The sequence below is a fragment of the Streptomyces sp. NPDC127129 genome (genome assembly GCF_042671585.1).
In the GTDB taxonomy this organism is placed as follows: Bacteria; Actinomycetota; Actinomycetes; order Streptomycetales; family Streptomycetaceae; genus Streptomyces.
On sequence record NZ_JBHXTV010000007.1, the window covers coordinates 308,653 to 324,653 of the forward strand.

The window sequence follows — 16,001 nt, forward strand, 5'->3', positions numbered from 1 at the left end:
TGCACCCATCGTTAAGCTGTCCTACATGCTCGATGTGAGACGCATGCAGGTCCTCCGGGCCGTCGTCACCAGCGGCTCGGTCACCGCCGCCGCCGCGAACCTCGGCTACACGCCCTCCGCCGTGAGCCAGCAGATCAACGTCCTGGAGAAGGAGGCCGGCATCGCGCTGCTCGAACGCTCCGGGCGGGGCGTCCGGCCCACCGCCGCCGGGCTGCTGCTCACGGAACACGCGGCCCTGATCGGCCGCCAGGTCGCCGAGGCCGAGACCGCGCTCGCGGACCTGCGGGCCGGACGCACCGGTCAGGTGACCGTCCGGTACTTCGCCACCGCGGGCACCGACCTCGTCGCCCCCGCCCTGGCCCGCTTCCGGTCCGAACACCCGGGTGTACGGGTGGACCTGAGGATCGCCGAGGGCGCGGCGCCCGACCCGGAGGCGGACCTCACGCTCGTGGTCCGGCCACGGGGCACGCCGTCCGCCGACGGACTCCGCCTCGTCCACCTCCTCGACGACCCGTACCGGGCCGTCCTCCCCCGGGACCACCGGTTCGCCGACCGCGAGCACCTCGACCTCGCCGACCTCGCGGGCGAGCCCTGGGTCGGCAGCGAGCGCCCCGGCCCCTGCCTGGACGCGGTCCTGGAGGCCTGCGCGGCGGCCGGTTTCACACCGGACATCGCGGTGGAGTGCGAGGAGTACGCCACCGCGCAGGGGTTCGTCGCCGCCGGCCTCGGCATCAGCCTGGTCCCCTTGACGGGCCTGGGCAGCCGCCACCCGAACGTGGTCGTCCGGAAGGTCAGTGGCCCCGAGCCGGTCCGCTCGATCCACGCGGCGGTACGGGAGTCCTCCCTGGCGCTGCCCGCCGTACGGGACCTCCTGACGGCACTTCAGGAGGCGTGAGCCCGCTCCGCCGTTCCGGTCGTCGTGTTGCCCCGGCCGGGTCCCGGGCCGTGCGCGGCCCGGCGAGGCGTAGTGGAGTGGGACGGATCCCCGGGGACGGACCCCCGGGGGCCGGCCCGCCGACCGGCCCACGACACCGACAGGGAGCAATCGACGTGAGCCGAGACCACGCTCCCCCGCCACAGGAACCGCAGGAACCGCAGCCACCTCACGACCCACAGGGACCGCACGGTCCGCAGCTGCAGGAGCCCGAGCCCGTCGGCGAGGCCCGCTGGCCGATGGCCGTCGCCGTCGTCACCGCGATGGCGCTCACCGTGCTGGTCCCCGACTCGTTGCGGATCGCGCCCAAGTGGGTGCTGCCCTCCGTCGAAGGGCTGCTCCTGCTGACGCTGATCGCGGGCGATCCGGGCCGGATCGACCGCCGCTCCTCCGCCCTGCGTGCCGTGGCGATCGCCCTCGTCGGCGTGCTCGCCCTCAGCGCCGTCTGGTCGACCCTCCAGCTGATCGACGACATCATCCACAACGGCAAGGAGACCGCCTCCGCGACGAGCCTGCTGCAGACCGGGGGCACCGTCTGGGCGGGTACGGTCCTCGCGTTCTCCCTGCTGTACTTCGAGCTCGACGGCGGCGGAGCGGCGGCCCGCGCCCACCGGATGCCGGCCACCCCGGCGCTCGCCTTCCCCCAGCAGCTCAGCCCCGAGCTCGCCCCGCCCGACTGGCGCCCCCGCTACGTCGACTACCTCTACCTCGGACTCACCAACGCCACCGCCTTCAGCCCCACGGACGTCATGCCACTGGCGCCCTGGGCCAAGATCACCATGGCGGTCCAGTCCCTCGTCTCCCTGGTCATCCTCGGACTGGTCGTCGCCCGCGCCGTCAACGTGCTCACCTAGGTACTGACATATCGCCCGATTCATGAAGACAAGGGCGAATTCTCCCCTGGAGGGATACAGTCGGCTCGTGGCGGGAGCGAAGGTGCACTCCGAGGGAGCGGGACCGTTCACGACCCGGGTCACCTGGCGGCCCGAGGCGGGCGTCACCGCCGTCTGGGAATCGCGCCTGGCGCGCAAGCGGGCCCTGCTGACCGTCCATGCCGCGGGCGAGGCGGAGCCCCGCACACGGACGGCGGACAGCGTCTCGGTCGGACGGATGCGCAGGCTGAACGCCGTCGCCGCGTGCGCGTTCACCGTCGGGGGCGCGCTGTTCGCGCTCGGGGCCGGGCTGGCCCAGTTCGGTCCGGGCGACATGACGAGCGCCTGGATCTACTTCACCGGCGGCCTCTTCTTCAACACCGGCGGATACGCCTCACTGCTCCAGGTGATCAACACCCCCGACCGCGACCACGAGGCCGGGACGCTGGCCGCGCGGCGCTGGAGGTGGTGGAGCTACGAACCGGGCCGGATCGACTGGCTCAGCACCTTCGTGCTGTTCGCGGGCACCCTCGTGTTCGGCGTCAACCTGGTGGACTCCCTGCTGCACGGGCTCTCGGTGCAGCAGGTGAACAGGATCGTCTGGGCCCCGGACATGGTCGGCTGCGTCCTGTTCCTGATCTCGGGACACCTCGCACTGGTCGAGGTCTGCCACGGCCGGCCACGGCTCCTCCCGCACGACCTCGCCTGGTGGATCGTGGCGGTCAACCAGCTCGGGTCGTTCCTCTTCATGGCCTCGGCGGTCACCGCCTTCACCCGGCCCTCGTCCGGGGACATGGTGAGCGCCGCCGTCGCGAACTGGGGCACGCTCACGGGAGCGGCGTGCTTCAGCGTCGGCGGCGTGCTGCAGTTCTACGAGCGCCCGGCCCCCTCCACCAGCAGCGCGACCCCGTCGAGGATCCGGTCCAGGCCGAAGCGGAACTCGTAGTCCGGCTCGTCGGCCTGCTCCATCACCCCCGAGTCCAGCATCCGCGCGACCGCCGGATAGCGGTCCGGGTCGGCGAGGCGCCGCAGGGTGTGGCCGTAACGGGAGAGGACTTCCTCCGGGCTCTGCCCGCTCGCGCTGATGACGGCGGCGAGGTCGGCCATCATCAGCGCCTCGTTGCGGACGAAGCCGCCGAGGAGCATGACGACCGAGACCTTGCTCCCCTCGTCGAGACCGGTGCCCGCCAGGGCGACCATGGCCCGCTCCCACCAGGCGACGGTGTTCGGCGTCGCGGGCGGGCCGGAGAGCGGGATGCGGAGCATCCAGAGGTTGCGGTGGTAGACCTCGCGCATCGCCCGGGCCCAGTGCTCGATCCCCTCGCGCCAGCCGGTGCCGGCCGGGGGCGGGGCGGGCGGGGCACCCGTGGCGACGTCCTGCATCAGGACGTACAGCTCGCTCTTCGCGCCGACGTAGCGGTAGAGGGACATGGGCGAGACGCCGAGTTCCTTGGCGATCCGGCCCATGGAGACCGCGTCGAGGCCCTCCGCCGACGCGACGGCGACGGCCGTCGTCACGATCCGGTCGAGGGTGAGCCCCGGCTTGGGGCCCTTGGAGGGGCGCTCGCGCAGCCCCCAGGCGGCCTCGATGCTCGCGGGCAGGAAGCCTCCGCCGCCCTCGCTCTTGTCGTCCGCCACCGCATCCGCCCTTCTTCGCTTGACGGCCATCCTAGTAATGCGTAACCCTTACACAGTAACGCGTAAGGCATACGCAGTACCGATCCCAGGGGGACCCATGCCACCCGCCGTCGCGCCCGCACCACGCGCCCTCCCGGCCGCACCACCCGCCGTCGAAGCCACCGGCCTGCGCAAGGCCTACGGGACCGTCCCCGTGCTCGACTCCCTCGACCTCCGGGTCGAACAGGGCACCGTCTTCGCCCTCCTCGGGCCCAACGGCGCCGGCAAGACGACCACGGTCCGCATCCTCGCCACCCTCACCGCGCCGGACTCCGGCCGGGCGCGCGTGGCCGGGTACGACATCGCCCGCGAGCGGTCCCGGGTGCGGCGCGCCATCAGCCTCACCGGACAGTTCGCCGCCGTCGACGAGATGCAGACCGGCGCGGAGAACCTGCGCATGATGGCCCGGCTCTCCGGCCTCTCCCGCCCGGCCGCCGCCCGCCGCGCCACCGAACTCCTGGAGCGGTTCGGCCTCTCCGAGGCGGGCGAGCGCCTCGCCAGGACGTACTCGGGCGGCATGCGCCGCCGCCTCGACCTCGCCGCCGGCCTGGTCCGCGACGCCGGCGAGACCTCGGTGATCTTCCTCGACGAGCCGACCACCGGACTCGACCCGCGCAGCCGCAGGGAACTCTGGGACGTGGTCCGCGCCCTCTCCGACAGTGGTACGACCGTCTTCCTCACCACCCAGTACCTGGAGGAGGCCGACCGGCTCGCCGACCGCATCGCCGTCATGGACGCCGGCCGTGTCGTCGCCGAAGGCACCGCGCAGCAGCTCAAGTCCCGGTTCGCCGACCACCGCCTCGACCTCGTCCTGCGCGACCGGGAGAGCTACCTCCGGCTCGCCGACCGGGCCGTCCACCACGAGCCCGAGACCCTCACCCTCGGTGTCCCCACCGACGGCAGCGCCACCCAGGTCCGGGCGCTCCTCGACGAACTCGACCCCGGCCGCACCGACATCGTCCGCTTCGCCCTGCGCACCGCGACGCTCGACGACGTCTTCCTGACACTCACGGAGAAGGAGCCCCTCCATGTCTGACGCCCTCACCATGACCGGCCGCGGGCTCCGCCTCGGCCGCCGCAACGTCGACGCCGTCATCACCTCGATGATGCTGCCGATCATGCTGATGCTGGTCTTCGTCTACTTCTTCGGCGGAGCCATCGACACCGGCACGCGGTACGTGACCTACGTCGTCCCCGGCGTCCTCATCCTCTGCTCAGGCTTCGGCTCCGCGGGGACCGCCGTCGGCGTCAGCGAGGACATGAAGGGCGGGATCATCGACCGCTTCCGCTCGCTCGACATCGGCGGTACGCCGATCCTCGCCGGCCATGTCGGCGCCAGCGTCGCCCGCAACCTCGTCGCCACCGCACTCGTCCTCGGCGTCGCCTTCGCGATCGGCTTCCGGCCCACCGCAACCCCGCTCGGCTGGCTCGCCGCGCTCGGACTGCTCGTCGCCTTCATCACCGCGATCTCCTGGCTCGCCGCGGCGCTCGGGCTGCTCACCCGCACACCCGAAGCGGCGGGCGGGGTCACGTTCTTCATGATGTTCCTGCCCTACCCGAGCAGCGCGTTCGTCCCGATCGAGACCATGCCGGGCTGGCTGCACGGCTTCGCCGAGCACCAGCCCGTCACCCCTCTCATCGAGTCGATGCGCGGGCTGCTGCTCGACCGGCCGGTGGGCGACACGCCCTGGATCGCGCTGGCCTGGTGCGCAGGGATCATGGCCACGGGCATCGCCGCCTCGGGAGCGCTGTTCCGCCTCCGTACGAGGTGAGGGAAGCCGGTCAGAATATGTCGGGGCACCACGGCCGGCGCGCGGACCGCAGCAGCACGTCCGCGCGGGCGGCCGCACCCGACGTCAGCTCCTCGACCCGGCCCAGCGCCACGAGCCGTGCCACCGACTCGTCACCGAGCGAGAGCGTCCCCAACTCGGCGATGTCGAGGGCGAGATCGGCGGAAGCGGTCGTACGGGAGCACTCCGCGCCCTCCGGGGAGGCGTCGAGCCGGTAGCGCCCGCCGGCCAGTCCGTCCGCGTCCCGCAGCTCCAGGACGAGGGAGCCGGAAGCCGCGTACGTACGGCCCTCCAGCACCTTGGCCACGTCCAGGACCCGCACCCACAGCATGTCGGCGTGGCTCAGGACCCTCGCCGCACGCGGGTCGGGCAGGAGCTGCGGCAGAAGGTCGTCGGGGGCGCGGTAGCCGGAGCGGACCGAGGTCACCCAGTCGATCGAGCAGAGGTACTGCCACAGCGCCCGCTCGGCGGCCGGGGTGCAGGCGATCAGGTCCCGGACGGTGACGGTGTTCACCGGCTGCTTGCCGTCGTCCCACTTGTCGTCCGAGCGGTAGGCGGCATAGCCCTCGACCTCGCCGGACTCCGAGCGGTAGACGGCGTAGAAGGGTTCGGTCCAGGGCTCGGGCTGGAAACCGAGACCCGTACCGCGCTCCCAGTCCCGCGCTTCCCGGTTCGGGACACCGGCCCGGACGCGGGCCAGCCGGCGGTGGACCTCGGGGCCGGTCTTGCGGATCTCGGCGCCGTCGGACAGCTCGATGGAGCCGCCGCACTCGGGCCGGCCGGTGCGGCGGGGGTCGAGTCCCGCGCGCGTCAGGTCGACGACCCACTCGGTGGTCCAGGCGGCGGGACCGAAGCCGTACCGGCCGTAGATCGGATACTCGGCGGCGATGAGGGTGGCCACGGCGTCGCCCCGCTCCTTCGCCGAGGCGAGGTCCGCGGTCATCGCGCCCCTGAGCACCCCGCGGCGGCGGTGCGTCGGCGAGACGGTCACCTGGCTGATGGCGTCCGCGACGAGCGAGCCGCCCCCGACGGTGGACAGCTCCTGCGTGAACGTACGGAAGGTGCCGACGATCCTGCCCCGGTCGAACACGCCGAGCGTGCGGGAGAGGTCGAAGTTCGGCAGCCGCGCCGCGGCCTCGTCGTCCCCGATGACCGGTGGCCGCATGAACCCCGTCTTCAAGGCGCGCAGCCACTCGCCGAACTCGGACTCGCCCACGGGGCGTACCTCAAGGCTCATGACGGCGAGACTATGCACGCCACCGGCCCCACGCACGCGAGTTTTCCCGCCGGACCGGCGCGGGCGCTCCCACGCTCCGGCCTCGGGCGCTCAGGACTCAGTCGTCTCGCGCTCACGTGCTCACGCACTCACGCGCTCAGGCCAGGAGGTCGTCCACCTGGGCCTCGCCCTCGCGGTAGCGGCGGGTGATCTCCGCGCTGCAGTCGTCGGCCGTCCGCTGGAGGTCCTGCCGCCGCCGCGAGATCTGCTGCTCGTACCCCGCGAGCCGGCCCATCGCCGTGTGCAGCTCGTCGTCCGTCCGCGCCCCGAGGTCCGAGAGCTCGACCTCCGAGAGCATCTCCGCCGCCAGCCGCCGGTACTCCTCGCTCCGCGGCGTCGACAGCGTCACGTGCCGCGCCGACGAGCCCCGCCGCGACGGCACGTCCGCGAGGATCTCCGACAGCCGGTCCAGGACCGGCGACTCCGGATCCGTACGCCGCGCCAGCTCGGCCCTGAGGATGTCGATACGGCCCTGCAGCATCCTCCGTACGTAGCTGAGGTCGGCCTCGTCGCCCTGCGCGTCACGGCGGAGCGCGCGCAGCTCCGGCAGTCTCAGAGCGGCGATGTCCGGCTGCCGCCGCTCCGGCAGTGCGGGCTCCGACGTCCGCTGCACGGGCGGCCTTACGCCCACTCCGAAACGGGCCGGCGTCTGCCCGGCGCCAGGTGCACTCATGTGAATCGTCCCCTCGACCGGTGCGGAACCGCACCGCCTGACACGCATGGTGCCACTCCCGCCCCTGCGCGTGCAGGCGCTCTGCACCCGTTCAGCCCCTATGCGGAGGTCTGTAGGTTGGCCTGTATGCGTGCAGTGGTACAGCGAGTGGACGGCGCGAGCGTCGTCGTGGCGGGCGAGACCGTCGGCGAGATCGTCGGCGAGGGGCTGTGTGTGCTGGTGGGAGTCACCCACGAGGACACTCCGGAGAAAGCGGCACAGTTGGCCAGAAAACTGTGGTCCGTCCGGATTCTGGAGGGAGAGAAATCCTGTTCGGACATTAATGCCCCCTTGCTGGTGATTTCTCAGTTCACCCTCTACGGGGACGCCCGCAAGGGGCGCCGTCCCACCTGGAACGCCGCCGCGCCCGGCCCGGTCGCCGAACCCCTCGTCGACGAGGTCGTGACACGGCTGCGCGAGCTGGGCGCGCACGTGGAGACGGGCCGGTTCGGAGCGGACATGCGCGTCTCGCTCACGAATCACGGCCCGTTCACGGTGCTCCTGGAGGTCTGAGGACCCGGGCCTACGGCTCGACGACGGTCTCCTGCGCGGCGGCCGTGTCCCCGGCCATCAGCTCCGCGTCGACCGGCACGTTCCGCTTCACCATCGCCAGCGCGATCGGCCCCAGCTCGTGGTGGCGGCCGGAGGTGGTCACGAAGCCCAGCTGGCGGCCCTCGGCTCCGTCCGACGCGAGCCGGATCGGGGTGCCGTGGCCCGGCAGGTGGACCTCGCTGCCGTCCAGGTGCAGGAAGACGAGACGGCGCGGCGGCTTCCCCAGGTTGTGGACGCGCGCGACGGTCTCCTGCCCGCGGTAGCAGCCCTTCTGCAGGTGCACCGCGCTGCCGATCCAGCCCAGCTCGTGCGGGATGGTCCGGTGGTCGGTCTCGAAGCCGAGCCGCGGCCGGTGCGCCTCGATCCGCAGCGCCTCGTACGCGAGCATCCCGGCTGCCGGACCATGAGCGGCCGCGAAGGACTCCAGGTCGGCGCGGGGCAGGAACAGGTCACGGCCGTGCGGGGTCTCCCGTACGACGACGCCCGGCGGCACCTCGGCGATGGAGCCGGCCGGCAGGTGGACGACGGCGACCTCGTCCGTACGGTCGGCGACCTCGACCCGGTAGAAGAACTTCATCGACTCCAGATAGGCGATGAGCTCGTCCTGCGTGCCGGGCTCGACGTGCGCCCAGACGGTCTCGCCGTCGTCGACGAGATAGAGCGCGTGCTCGATGTGACCGTTGGCGGAGAGGATCAGAGCCTCGGTGGCGCGGCCGACCGGGAGCTCGCTGACGTGCTGGGTGAGCAGCAGATGCAGCCAGCTCAGGCGGTCGTCGCCGGAGACGGCGACGACACCGCGGTGCGAGAGGTCGACGAAGCCGTCACCCGCGGCGAGGGCACGCTGCTCGCGGAACAGGTCGCCGTAGTGCGCGGCGACACCTTCGTCACGGCCTTCGGCGGGGACGGCGCCGGGCAGGGACAGCAGAGGGCTGTGCGCTGAATGTTGCTGCATGGGGCAAGCCTACGACTGCGTACCGGTGTCCTTGTTCGAACAGTCCCGGCACCGGCCGAAGATCGCGAAGTGCTTCATGTCCGTCTCGAAGCCGAAGGTCTCGCGCAGCTTGCCGGTGAACTCGGCGGCCACCTCGACATCCGCCTCGATGACCTCCGTACAGTCCCGGCAGACCAGGTGGAGGTGGTGGTGCCGGTCGGCGAGGTGGTACGTCGGCGCCCCGTGCCCGAGATGGGCGTGGGAGACCAGCCCGAGCTCCTCCAGGAGCTCCAGGGTCCGGTACACGGTGGAGATGTTCACACCGGAGGCCGTCCTGCGGACCTCGCTCAGGATGTCGTCGGGCGTCGCGTGCTCCAGCGTGTCCACGGCCTCCAGGACAAGCTGGCGCTGAGGCGTCAGCCGGTAGCCGCGCTGCCGCAGGTCGCTCTTCCAGTCGGTGCTCACCACGCCCCCCAGTGTAGGAGGGCGTGGGCGCACACGGCTGGGTCTCGTGGGGCCTGATCGAAAGAAGGCCCGCGGAGAAGCCCTACTTGAAGAAGGCGATGCCGTCGTCCGGCAGGTCGCCGAGGTTGCGCGCCATCTCCGCGACCTCCTCGGGCGTCACGACCTTCTTCAGGTGCGCGGACATGTACGGGCGGAGCGGGACCTCGGGGGTCGCCTTCTCGCCCACCCACATCAGGTCGCCCTTGACGTAGCCGTAGAGCCGCTTGCCACCGCTGTAGGCGCCGGCCGCCGCCGTACGGGCCACGGCGTCGGTGACCAGGTCGATCTGCGGCTTCTTGTCGGCCAGCTCGCCGTACCAGATCTCCACGATGCCCTGGTCGCGGACCATGACGGTCTCGACCTTGCGGTCCTTGTCGATCCGCCAGTAGCCGCTCTCGCTCTCCAGCGGGCGGACCTGGTTGCCCTCGCTGTCCAGGACCCACGAGTGCGAGTGGTACTCGATGAAGTCACGGCCGTCGTGGCTGAAGGTCACGGACTGACCGAAGTTGCACTTCTCGGCGCCGGGGAAGTCGGCCACGCCCACGCCTTCCCACGTTCCGAGGAGGAACGCGAGGGGGACGAGGTCCGGGTTGAGGTCGGACGGGATCTCGATCATGAGCAGCTCTGTCGTTCCGTAGAGGTGATTACCGCTGGCCCTGGTACAGCTTCTTCACGGCCAGACCGGTGAACGCGAGCACGGCGACGCAGACCAGGGCCAGGAGGACTTCGAAGAAGATGATCACGGGTGCTCCTCGGATGAGCGTGAAGGCAGAACGGGCCGGACCCCAGCTTAGTCTGCGGGGGCCCGGCCCTCTCTGTGAGGTCGGCCGGTGCGCGACGGGTCAGCCCAGGAGCTGGTTCTGGAGGGCCACGGTCTGCTGGAACGGGACCGTCAGCGCCTCCCCCTCACGGGACTGGGTCACCAACGCCAGGGTGTCGCCGGCCTGGATGTAGGCCCAGCGGGTCTGGTCGTCGTTCTGCGGCAGCTCGACGTGCGTGTACAGGACCGTGTACGGGACGCTGACGGCCGTCGGGAAGTCGCCGTCGACCTGAACCCCCTCGACCCCGTCGAGGAGCGGACCGGTGGTCGCTCCGGCCTGCACGGCATCGTCCTTGAAGGCCTCGGCGAAGGCCACCGAGTTGAACCGGAGCAGGTGGATCCGGGTCGTCGTACCGTCCGGCATGGTCCAGCCCCGGGCCGCGATGTGCCGCAGCGCGGACTCCTTCAGCGCCTCCGCCAGCTCGGGCCGTTCGTCCGTCCGGTACTGGGACAGGAACTGGTCCACGCCGACCCAGCCGCCGTTCAGCTTCGGGTCCGGCGTGGCGCCCTCCGGCGCGGGAAGGAGGAGTCTGCGCAGGTCGGCGTGGTGGATCTCGCCGTCGTTGCCCTCGGTGAAGGGCCGCGGCGCGTCCGCCGGGAGCGCGGGGAGGCCGAGCTTCGGGTAGACCCAGCGGCCGTCGCTCTCGGTCGCGAGACCGGGCACCTCGGTGCGCTCCATGGAGGTGATCCCGAGCGCGGTCCCGGTTCCGACGCCGCCGAGGACGAGCACGGCGGCGGTCCAGCGGGCGACGGCCCGCAGGAGCGGCTTGCGGGACGCCTTGACCGCGGGCGCTTCCGCGACCGGATCGGCTTCCGTCGCGGGAGCCTCGGTCGTCACCGCATCCTCGACGGGTGCCTCGGACACCGCTTCCGCTGCCGGGGCAGGAGCCTGTCCCGGGAGCTTCGCGTCCGTGTCCGTCGTCTGCTCGGTCATACGTACTCCCCCGGGGACGCGATGTGGTCCAGCTGCTTCTGCACCAGCTTGGCGGCAGCCGCCCTGTCGAACGGCTTGGCGCCCGCGACGGTGACCGTGACCTCGACCTCGGAGTCGTACGCCGTGCAGTGCATCTCCTCCAGCTGCTGCGACTTCTCCGACTTCTTCAGGCCCTTCTCCTCGGGAACCATGAAGCAGACGGAGTTCTTGTGCCCGCTGATCTTCGGCCCCTTGGGGAACTCGAAGAGCTGGAAGAGCTCCTTCTTGATCTCGAACATCTCGCGGATCCGCTTCTTGTCCTTCATCTGCGTGATGCGGACGGTCACCACGGTCTCGCTGTTCTCGGCGGCGAAGGACCGGACGGCGATGCCCTTGATGCCGACCTTCTCGACCCGCTTCTCGTAGGCGCGCCGCTTCTTGCCGGAGAGACCCTTGCCCTCCTGCTTCAGCAGCGCGAGGGCCTCCTTGTCGCCCAGCTCGCCGTCGTTCCCGTACGACTCGATGTCGGGGCCGAGGACGTATCCCTCCGGCACCGGCAGGAGCAGCTTGCTGAGCGGTGTCGACGCCCTGCCGCGCGAGGCGCCCGCGGCAGGGTCCTTGTCCCACTGGGTCGCCTCGGGCTCCTCCCAGGCGACGGTCGGCGCGCTGCGGTCGGCGTTGTCGACGGTGACGGCGGTGTACGTGACGCCGCCGCCGATCGCGCCGAGGACGAGTACGGCCGGCAGGACGACCGTCAGCAGCGGGCGCCCGCGGCCGGGCTTCGTCGGCTCGGTCACGGTGTTCAGGTCCTCGCTCACAGGCGCCCCAGCTGCTGCTCGGCGATCGATCCGATCTCCTTCGCGGAGATCTTTTTGGTGTCGACGACGAAGATCTCGGCCATGATGTCGCCGCGGTGGAAGTACGCCCGGGCCTCGTAGAGGTCCAGGTATCCGGCCTTCCGCTCCACCGGGAACAGGTAGTAGCGGCCGTTGGCGGAGCCCTTGATCGCCTCCCCCTCGGAGGAGGCGAAGTCCTCGTCGGACATGTACTCCATCTGGCCCTCGGCGTGCTCCTGCGCGCCGAGGGTGTCGTTCGAGCGGTACTGGACCAGCCGGATCTCGGTGAACCGGTACGTGCCCTGCTGCCACGTCGTGCGCGCCACGCGCCTGATACCGCTGCTCAGCTGGAAGTCCAGGGCGCCACGCGGGTTCCTGAACTCACGGGCGTAGGCGGACACCCGCATCCAGCCGTCGCCGAGGTCCGAGAACTCCGTCTTCTTCGCGCCCGCCGGTCGCGGCAGCAGCAGCTTGCGCAGATCGCCGTCCGTCTTGAGCCTGCGGTCCTCGGAGACCGGCAGGGGCGCGGCCTTCTGCCCCGCCGGGAGCGGCTTCGGGTAGGCGAGACCGGGCTGGTTCAGGGCGGGCAGAGCCGTCGGCTCCCGCTCGGCCTGGACGCCGTAGCCCACGGCGGTGCCGCCGACGAGGCCGAGGACGGCAGCGACGGCGACGAGGCCGACCGTCCGTCCTGTCCTGCGCCGCCGCGGCGCGGCGGCGCTTTCTTCTGTGCTTTCCAAGAGGGTCCCCCCACGAGACCAGAAGCGAGGATTCCGTTATCCGCGCACAGCGCTGACTCGTGAGTGGTGCATGAGGTTGCAGAGGTCCGCATTACAGTTCGGTATATGGCGAAGAAGCTCGTGATCAAGGTGACCGCCGGGGCCGACGCCCCCGAACGCTGCTCCCAGGCCTTCACCGTGGCGGCCGTCGCCGTGGCCAGTGGGGTCGAGGTCTCGCTCTGGCTGACGGGCGAGTCGTCGTGGTTCGCGCTCCCGGGCCGCGCGGCAGAGTTCGAACTCCCGCACGCGGCGCCGCTCCCGGACCTGGTCGACTCGATCCTGGCGGCGGGGCGGATCACGCTCTGCACCCAGTGCGCGGCCCGCCGCGAGATCACGGAGAAGGACGTCCTGGAGGGCGTCCGCATCGCCGGAGCGCAGGTCTTCGTCCAGGAGGCCATGACGGACGGCACGCAGGCGCTGGTGTACTGACCGCCCTGGTCTGGTACTGACCGCCCTGGTCTGCCGGCCGTCCGCCGACCGGGCTACTGGTCCTCGCGGCGCTTCTTGCCGTCCAGCTCGTCCCACCACTCGTCGGACTGCGGGTCCCCGGACGGATCGTCCCACCAGCGGTCCTCCGGGCCCCGCCGGTTCGCGATCATCGCGGCGACCGGCGGGATGAGCATGGCGACCACGCACATCCCGATGGCGACGGGCATCGAGAACAGCCGCACGACGGCCCAGGCGCCCACGAAGAGCAGCACACAGCCGCCCATCAGCCAGAAGTAGACGTGCCGACGACGCGCGTACATATCTTCAGAGTAAGACCGAAGGGCCGTGCCTCAAGTCCGGGAAAGCGTCCAACCCCCCAGGAGGCACGGCCCTGCGGCCGGTAGTGGGGGCTTCGTACCCGAAGCCCTCGATGCGGTGATCAGACCGCGATCGCGACCTCGGCGAGGCCGCCGTGCTGCGCCACGACCTGGCGGTCGGCGGTGCCGCCGGGGACCAGGGCGCGGACGGTCCAGGTGCCCTCGGCCGCGTAGAAGCGGAACTGGCCGGTGGCGGAGGTCGGGACCTCGGCCGTGAACTCGCCGGTCGAGTCCAGGAGGCGGACGTAACCGGTGACGGGCTCGCCGTCCCTGGTCACGAAGCCCTGGATGGTGGTCTCACCGGGCTTGATCGTCGAGGCGTCGGGGCCGCCGGGCTGTGCTCCACACATGTCTTTCGTCCTGTCCTTGGGTCCGTGCGTCCGGTGGTGTTACTTGTTGGCGCCGAGCTCGATCGGCACGCCGACGAGGGAGCCGTACTCGGTCCACGAGCCGTCGTAGTTCTTGACGTTCTCGACGCCGAGCAGCTCGTGCAGCACGAACCAGGTCAGCGCGGAGCGCTCACCGATGCGGCAGTAGGCGATGGTGTCCTTCGCCAGGTCGACCTGCTCGTCCTCGTAGAGGGCCTTGAGCTCGTCGTCCGACTTGAAGGTGCCGTCGTCGTTGGCGTTCTTGGACCACGGGATGTTGCGGGCGCTCGGCACGTGGCCGGGGCGCTGCGACTGCTCCTGCGGGAGGTGGGCCGGCGCGAGCAGCTTGCCGGAGAACTCGTCGGGCGACCGCACGTCGACGAGGTTCTGGGCGCCGATGGCGGCCACGACGTCGTCGCGGAAGGCACGGATGGAGGTGTCCTGCGCCTTGGCCTTGTACTCGGTGGCCGGGCGGACCGGGACCTCGGCGACGAGGTCGCGGGAGTCGAGCTCCCACTTCTTGCGGCCGCCGTCGAGGAGCTTCACGTCCTGGTGGCCGTAGAGCTTGAAGTACCAGTAGGCGTAAGAGGCGAACCAGTTGTTGTTGCCGCCGTAGAGGACGACCGTGGTGTCGTTCGCGATGCCCTTCGCCGAGAGGAGCTTCTCGAAGCCCTCCTGGTCGATGAAGTCACGGCGGACCGGGTCCTGCAGGTCCTGGGTCCAGTCGATCCGGATCGCGTTGCGGATGTGGTTCTTCTCGTACGCGGAGGTGTCCTCGTCGACCTCGACGACGGCCACCTGCGGGTTGTCGAGGTTCGCCTCGACCCAGTCGGCGTCTACCAGGACGTCGCTGCGGCTCATGCTGTTTCTCCTCCGGGGCAGTGTTCGGCGGTGTGGTGCGGTGTTGCGGTGCTGTGCGGTGTCACGCGGGGGTTTGCGGGTACGCGTCAGCGCCACGTACGGGCTGCACGGGGGTGGCCCCGACCGAGGGTCGGAAAGGCCTGAGGAATACGGGACTGCGGCGTCCCGCTCAGACGGAGCGACAGAGCATGGCGGCGATGCGGCACAGGTCTACTGCCCGCCGCTTCGTGAGATCCGCCTGTCGCTTCATGCCCACGATCGTAGGGACGGACAGGCGGCCGTGTCACCGGTGTGTCGTATTTTGAGACGCGATCGTCCGAGATGTGGGACGAGATCGCGGAGAAACCGGACGCCGCCGGGGTTGGAGGCGCGGCGGAGAGGTGATTTTTCTACGGGTCGGACGAAGCCGTCTCACCATGTGGCCGAGCCCGGGTCCAGACGACCCGAGCCGGGGTTCACACGGTCCTAACGGCCCGAGCCGGATCCAAACCGGCCCGAGCCGGGACGTCGCTGCCCGTCCGACGGGGGGCTGCCCGGGCGGCGCGCCGCCCGTCCGACGGAGGGCTGCCCGGGCGGCGCGTGGCCCGTCCGCCGGGCCGCGGCTCCGGCTTCAGCCGGCCAGCGTCACGTCCGTGCCCGTCACGGCGATCGCCACGCCGTCCTCGCGGGCCTCGACCTTCTCCAGCTTCATGCCCTGCGGCAGACCGCCGATCTCGCGGTCGAAGTCGGTGCGCTTGCGGATCAGGGACTCCAGGCCCGGGATGCCCTCGCCCGGCACCTTGTCGGCACGGACCCGGATGGTGTTCCCGTCGACCAGGGTCACCGAGGAGACGACGCTGCGGGTGACCGTACGGCCCAGGATCTCGACCCCGCCGGTGACCTTCAGCTTGCCGTCGCCGCCGTAGGCGACCGTCACGTCACGGTCGGCGGCGGCCGTCAGGTCGGCGTACGAGATCAGGGCGGTACCGGTCGCGCTGCGCGCGCGGGCGCCCGCGAAGTCGTCCTGGACCGTCACGTCCCGGAGCGCGGCGGTCATCTCGGTGATCCGGATCTTCCGGCTGCCGGCCGTGGCCTCGACGCCGGTCAGGGCCACGTCGACCTCGTCGAACCGCTTGTCCATGGCCTGGGTCAGGAACGGGAAGCCCTTGATGTCGACGTCCGTCGAGTCGGCCCGCGCGGGGCCGAGCCGCACGCGGTCGGCGGCCTCGGACTCGGCGTAGGAGACCGCGATCCGGTCGACGCCGACGAAGATCCCGCCGAGCACGACGGCGACGATCAGCAATACGCGCAGTGCTCGCATGACGTGCCCGCCCCCAAAAACTTGTCCGGCCCCCGACATCAAGATCGACGCGTCGCGGGGCCGGATGGTTCCC

General features: G+C 71.0%; 19 protein-coding genes and 1 pseudogene. 7 read left to right on the plus strand and 13 right to left on the minus strand.

Features of this window, described 5'->3' with window-relative positions; translation table 11 throughout:
* The first annotated feature begins 25 nt into the window (after positions 1 to 25).
* The 3 genes from ACFVGW_RS16370 to ACFVGW_RS16380 all read left to right on the plus strand — a co-directional run bounded on the left by ACFVGW_RS16370 (position 26) and on the right by ACFVGW_RS16380 (position 2,752).
* The gene (locus tag ACFVGW_RS16370) at positions 26 to 895 is read left to right on the plus strand and encodes a LysR family transcriptional regulator (protein ID WP_385852439.1); all 870 of its coding nucleotides are present in this window, start codon (positions 26 to 28) and stop codon (positions 893 to 895) included.
* A 155-nt stretch (positions 896 to 1,050) separates the two neighbouring features.
* Positions 1,051 to 1,788: a hypothetical protein gene (locus ACFVGW_RS16375; protein WP_385852440.1), complete on the plus strand. Its 738-nt coding sequence runs from the start codon at positions 1,051 to 1,053 to the stop codon at positions 1,786 to 1,788.
* Positions 1,789 to 1,855: 67 nt separating this feature from the next.
* Positions 1,856 to 2,752, plus strand: coding sequence for a hypothetical protein (locus ACFVGW_RS16380; RefSeq protein ID WP_385852441.1), 897 nt, complete (start codon positions 1,856 to 1,858; stop codon positions 2,750 to 2,752).
* Here ACFVGW_RS16380 and ACFVGW_RS16385 read toward each other — a convergent pair.
* A complete protein-coding gene (locus ACFVGW_RS16385) occupies positions 2,677 to 3,474 on the minus strand; it encodes a TetR/AcrR family transcriptional regulator (protein WP_385852442.1) in 798 nt (265 codons plus the stop codon). The two genes, ACFVGW_RS16380 and ACFVGW_RS16385, sit on opposite strands and share 76 nt — an antisense overlap.
* A 67-nt stretch (positions 3,475 to 3,541) precedes the next feature.
* On the opposite strand from ACFVGW_RS16385, the gene ACFVGW_RS16390 reads away from it, so the two are divergent.
* Positions 3,542 to 4,519, plus strand: a complete 978-nt coding sequence (locus ACFVGW_RS16390; RefSeq protein ID WP_385852443.1) for an ATP-binding cassette domain-containing protein — start codon at positions 3,542 to 3,544, stop codon at positions 4,517 to 4,519.
* Positions 4,512 to 5,255 (plus strand): ABC transporter permease, encoded by a 744-nt coding sequence (locus tag ACFVGW_RS16395; RefSeq protein WP_352191379.1) that lies wholly within the window; start codon positions 4,512 to 4,514, stop codon positions 5,253 to 5,255. The genes ACFVGW_RS16390 and ACFVGW_RS16395 overlap by 8 nt, the downstream gene beginning before the upstream one ends.
* A gap of 10 nt (positions 5,256 to 5,265) precedes the next feature.
* Here ACFVGW_RS16395 and ACFVGW_RS16400 read toward each other — a convergent pair whose 3' ends face one another.
* Together ACFVGW_RS16400 and ACFVGW_RS16405 are read right to left on the minus strand one after the other, a co-directional pair.
* Positions 5,266 to 6,510 carry a GNAT family N-acetyltransferase gene (locus ACFVGW_RS16400; protein WP_385852444.1) on the minus strand — a complete coding sequence of 415 codons (1,245 nt, stop codon included), beginning with the start codon at positions 6,508 to 6,510 and terminating at the stop codon, positions 5,266 to 5,268.
* Positions 6,511 to 6,646: 136 nt separating this feature from the next.
* Positions 6,647 to 7,222, minus strand: coding sequence for an ABC transporter substrate-binding protein (locus ACFVGW_RS16405; RefSeq protein WP_352191377.1), 576 nt, complete (start codon positions 7,220 to 7,222; stop codon positions 6,647 to 6,649).
* Positions 7,223 to 7,348: 126 nt separating this feature from the next.
* Here ACFVGW_RS16405 and dtd point away from each other — a divergent pair, with 126 nt between their 5' ends.
* Positions 7,349 to 7,774 carry a D-aminoacyl-tRNA deacylase gene (gene dtd, locus ACFVGW_RS16410; RefSeq protein ID WP_352191376.1) on the plus strand — a complete coding sequence of 142 codons (426 nt, stop codon included), beginning with the start codon at positions 7,349 to 7,351 and terminating at the stop codon, positions 7,772 to 7,774.
* Positions 7,775 to 7,784: 10 nt separating this feature from the next.
* Here dtd and ACFVGW_RS16415 read toward each other — a convergent pair whose 3' ends face one another.
* The 6 genes from ACFVGW_RS16415 to ACFVGW_RS16440 form a co-directional block, all read right to left on the minus strand.
* Positions 7,785 to 8,765, minus strand: a complete 981-nt coding sequence (locus ACFVGW_RS16415; protein ID WP_383226061.1) for a YgfZ/GcvT domain-containing protein — start codon at positions 8,763 to 8,765, stop codon at positions 7,785 to 7,787.
* Positions 8,766 to 8,774: 9 nt separating this feature from the next.
* Positions 8,775 to 9,212, minus strand: a complete 438-nt coding sequence (locus ACFVGW_RS16420; RefSeq protein WP_385852445.1) for a Fur family transcriptional regulator — start codon at positions 9,210 to 9,212, stop codon at positions 8,775 to 8,777.
* 79 nt (positions 9,213 to 9,291) lie between these two features.
* A complete protein-coding gene (locus ACFVGW_RS16425; RefSeq protein WP_383226063.1) occupies positions 9,292 to 9,864 on the minus strand; it encodes an FABP family protein in 573 nt (190 codons plus the stop codon).
* A 226-nt stretch (positions 9,865 to 10,090) separates the two neighbouring features.
* Positions 10,091 to 11,002 (minus strand): hypothetical protein, encoded by a 912-nt coding sequence (locus tag ACFVGW_RS16430; RefSeq protein ID WP_385852446.1) that lies wholly within the window; start codon positions 11,000 to 11,002, stop codon positions 10,091 to 10,093.
* A complete protein-coding gene (locus ACFVGW_RS16435) occupies positions 10,999 to 11,778 on the minus strand; it encodes a hypothetical protein (protein WP_385852447.1) in 780 nt (259 codons plus the stop codon). The genes ACFVGW_RS16430 and ACFVGW_RS16435 overlap by 4 nt, the downstream gene beginning before the upstream one ends.
* Positions 11,779 to 11,795: 17 nt before the next feature.
* Positions 11,796 to 12,554, minus strand: a complete 759-nt coding sequence (locus tag ACFVGW_RS16440; protein WP_385852448.1) for a hypothetical protein — start codon at positions 12,552 to 12,554, stop codon at positions 11,796 to 11,798.
* A gap of 105 nt (positions 12,555 to 12,659) precedes the next feature.
* Here ACFVGW_RS16440 and ACFVGW_RS16445 point away from each other — a divergent pair, with 105 nt between their 5' ends.
* Positions 12,660 to 13,022: a DsrE family protein gene (locus ACFVGW_RS16445; protein WP_352191369.1), complete on the plus strand. Its 363-nt coding sequence runs from the start codon at positions 12,660 to 12,662 to the stop codon at positions 13,020 to 13,022.
* Between the two features lie 53 nt (positions 13,023 to 13,075).
* Here ACFVGW_RS16445 and ACFVGW_RS16450 read toward each other — a convergent pair.
* The 4 genes and pseudogenes from ACFVGW_RS16450 to ACFVGW_RS16465 all read right to left on the minus strand — a co-directional run.
* Positions 13,076 to 13,354: pseudogene (locus tag ACFVGW_RS16450) on the minus strand (DUF3099 domain-containing protein); the annotation flags it as partial.
* 107 nt (positions 13,355 to 13,461) lie between these two features.
* A complete protein-coding gene (locus ACFVGW_RS16455) occupies positions 13,462 to 13,749 on the minus strand; it encodes a DUF1416 domain-containing protein (protein WP_352191368.1) in 288 nt (95 codons plus the stop codon).
* A 39-nt stretch (positions 13,750 to 13,788) separates the two neighbouring features.
* Entirely contained in the window at positions 13,789 to 14,628 is an 840-nt protein-coding gene (locus ACFVGW_RS16460; RefSeq protein WP_385852449.1) for a sulfurtransferase, read from the minus strand.
* A gap of 610 nt (positions 14,629 to 15,238) precedes the next feature.
* Complete coding sequence (locus ACFVGW_RS16465; protein ID WP_352191366.1) at positions 15,239 to 15,928, minus strand: DUF2993 domain-containing protein; 690 nt, start codon at positions 15,926 to 15,928, stop codon at positions 15,239 to 15,241.
* Between the last annotated feature and the right edge of the window lie 73 nt (positions 15,929 to 16,001).

What these genes read in the sequence shown, in the direction of transcription:
- ACFVGW_RS16370 (WP_385852439.1), top strand. Translation starts at nt 26, where the DNA reads ATGCTCGATGTGAGACGCATGCAGGTCCTCCGGGCCGTCGTCACCAGC.
- ACFVGW_RS16385 (WP_385852442.1), bottom strand. Translation starts at nt 3,474, where the DNA reads ATGGCCGTCAAGCGAAGAAGGGCGGATGCGGTGGCGGACGACAAGAGC.
- ACFVGW_RS16390 (WP_385852443.1), top strand. Translation starts at nt 3,542, where the DNA reads ATGCCACCCGCCGTCGCGCCCGCACCACGCGCCCTCCCGGCCGCACCA.
- ACFVGW_RS16395 (WP_352191379.1), top strand. Translation starts at nt 4,512, where the DNA reads ATGTCTGACGCCCTCACCATGACCGGCCGCGGGCTCCGCCTCGGCCGC.
- ACFVGW_RS16400 (WP_385852444.1), bottom strand. Translation starts at nt 6,510, where the DNA reads ATGAGCCTTGAGGTACGCCCCGTGGGCGAGTCCGAGTTCGGCGAGTGG.
- ACFVGW_RS16405 (WP_352191377.1), bottom strand. Translation starts at nt 7,222, where the DNA reads ATGAGTGCACCTGGCGCCGGGCAGACGCCGGCCCGTTTCGGAGTGGGC.
- dtd (WP_352191376.1), top strand. Translation starts at nt 7,349, where the DNA reads ATGCGTGCAGTGGTACAGCGAGTGGACGGCGCGAGCGTCGTCGTGGCG.
- ACFVGW_RS16415 (WP_383226061.1), bottom strand. Translation starts at nt 8,765, where the DNA reads ATGCAGCAACATTCAGCGCACAGCCCTCTGCTGTCCCTGCCCGGCGCC.
- ACFVGW_RS16425 (WP_383226063.1), bottom strand. Translation starts at nt 9,864, where the DNA reads ATGATCGAGATCCCGTCCGACCTCAACCCGGACCTCGTCCCCCTCGCG.
- ACFVGW_RS16430 (WP_385852446.1), bottom strand. Translation starts at nt 11,002, where the DNA reads ATGACCGAGCAGACGACGGACACGGACGCGAAGCTCCCGGGACAGGCT.
- ACFVGW_RS16445 (WP_352191369.1), top strand. Translation starts at nt 12,660, where the DNA reads ATGGCGAAGAAGCTCGTGATCAAGGTGACCGCCGGGGCCGACGCCCCC.
- ACFVGW_RS16455 (WP_352191368.1), bottom strand. Translation starts at nt 13,749, where the DNA reads ATGTGTGGAGCACAGCCCGGCGGCCCCGACGCCTCGACGATCAAGCCC.
- ACFVGW_RS16460 (WP_385852449.1), bottom strand. Translation starts at nt 14,628, where the DNA reads ATGAGCCGCAGCGACGTCCTGGTAGACGCCGACTGGGTCGAGGCGAAC.
- ACFVGW_RS16465 (WP_352191366.1), bottom strand. Translation starts at nt 15,928, where the DNA reads ATGCGAGCACTGCGCGTATTGCTGATCGTCGCCGTCGTGCTCGGCGGG.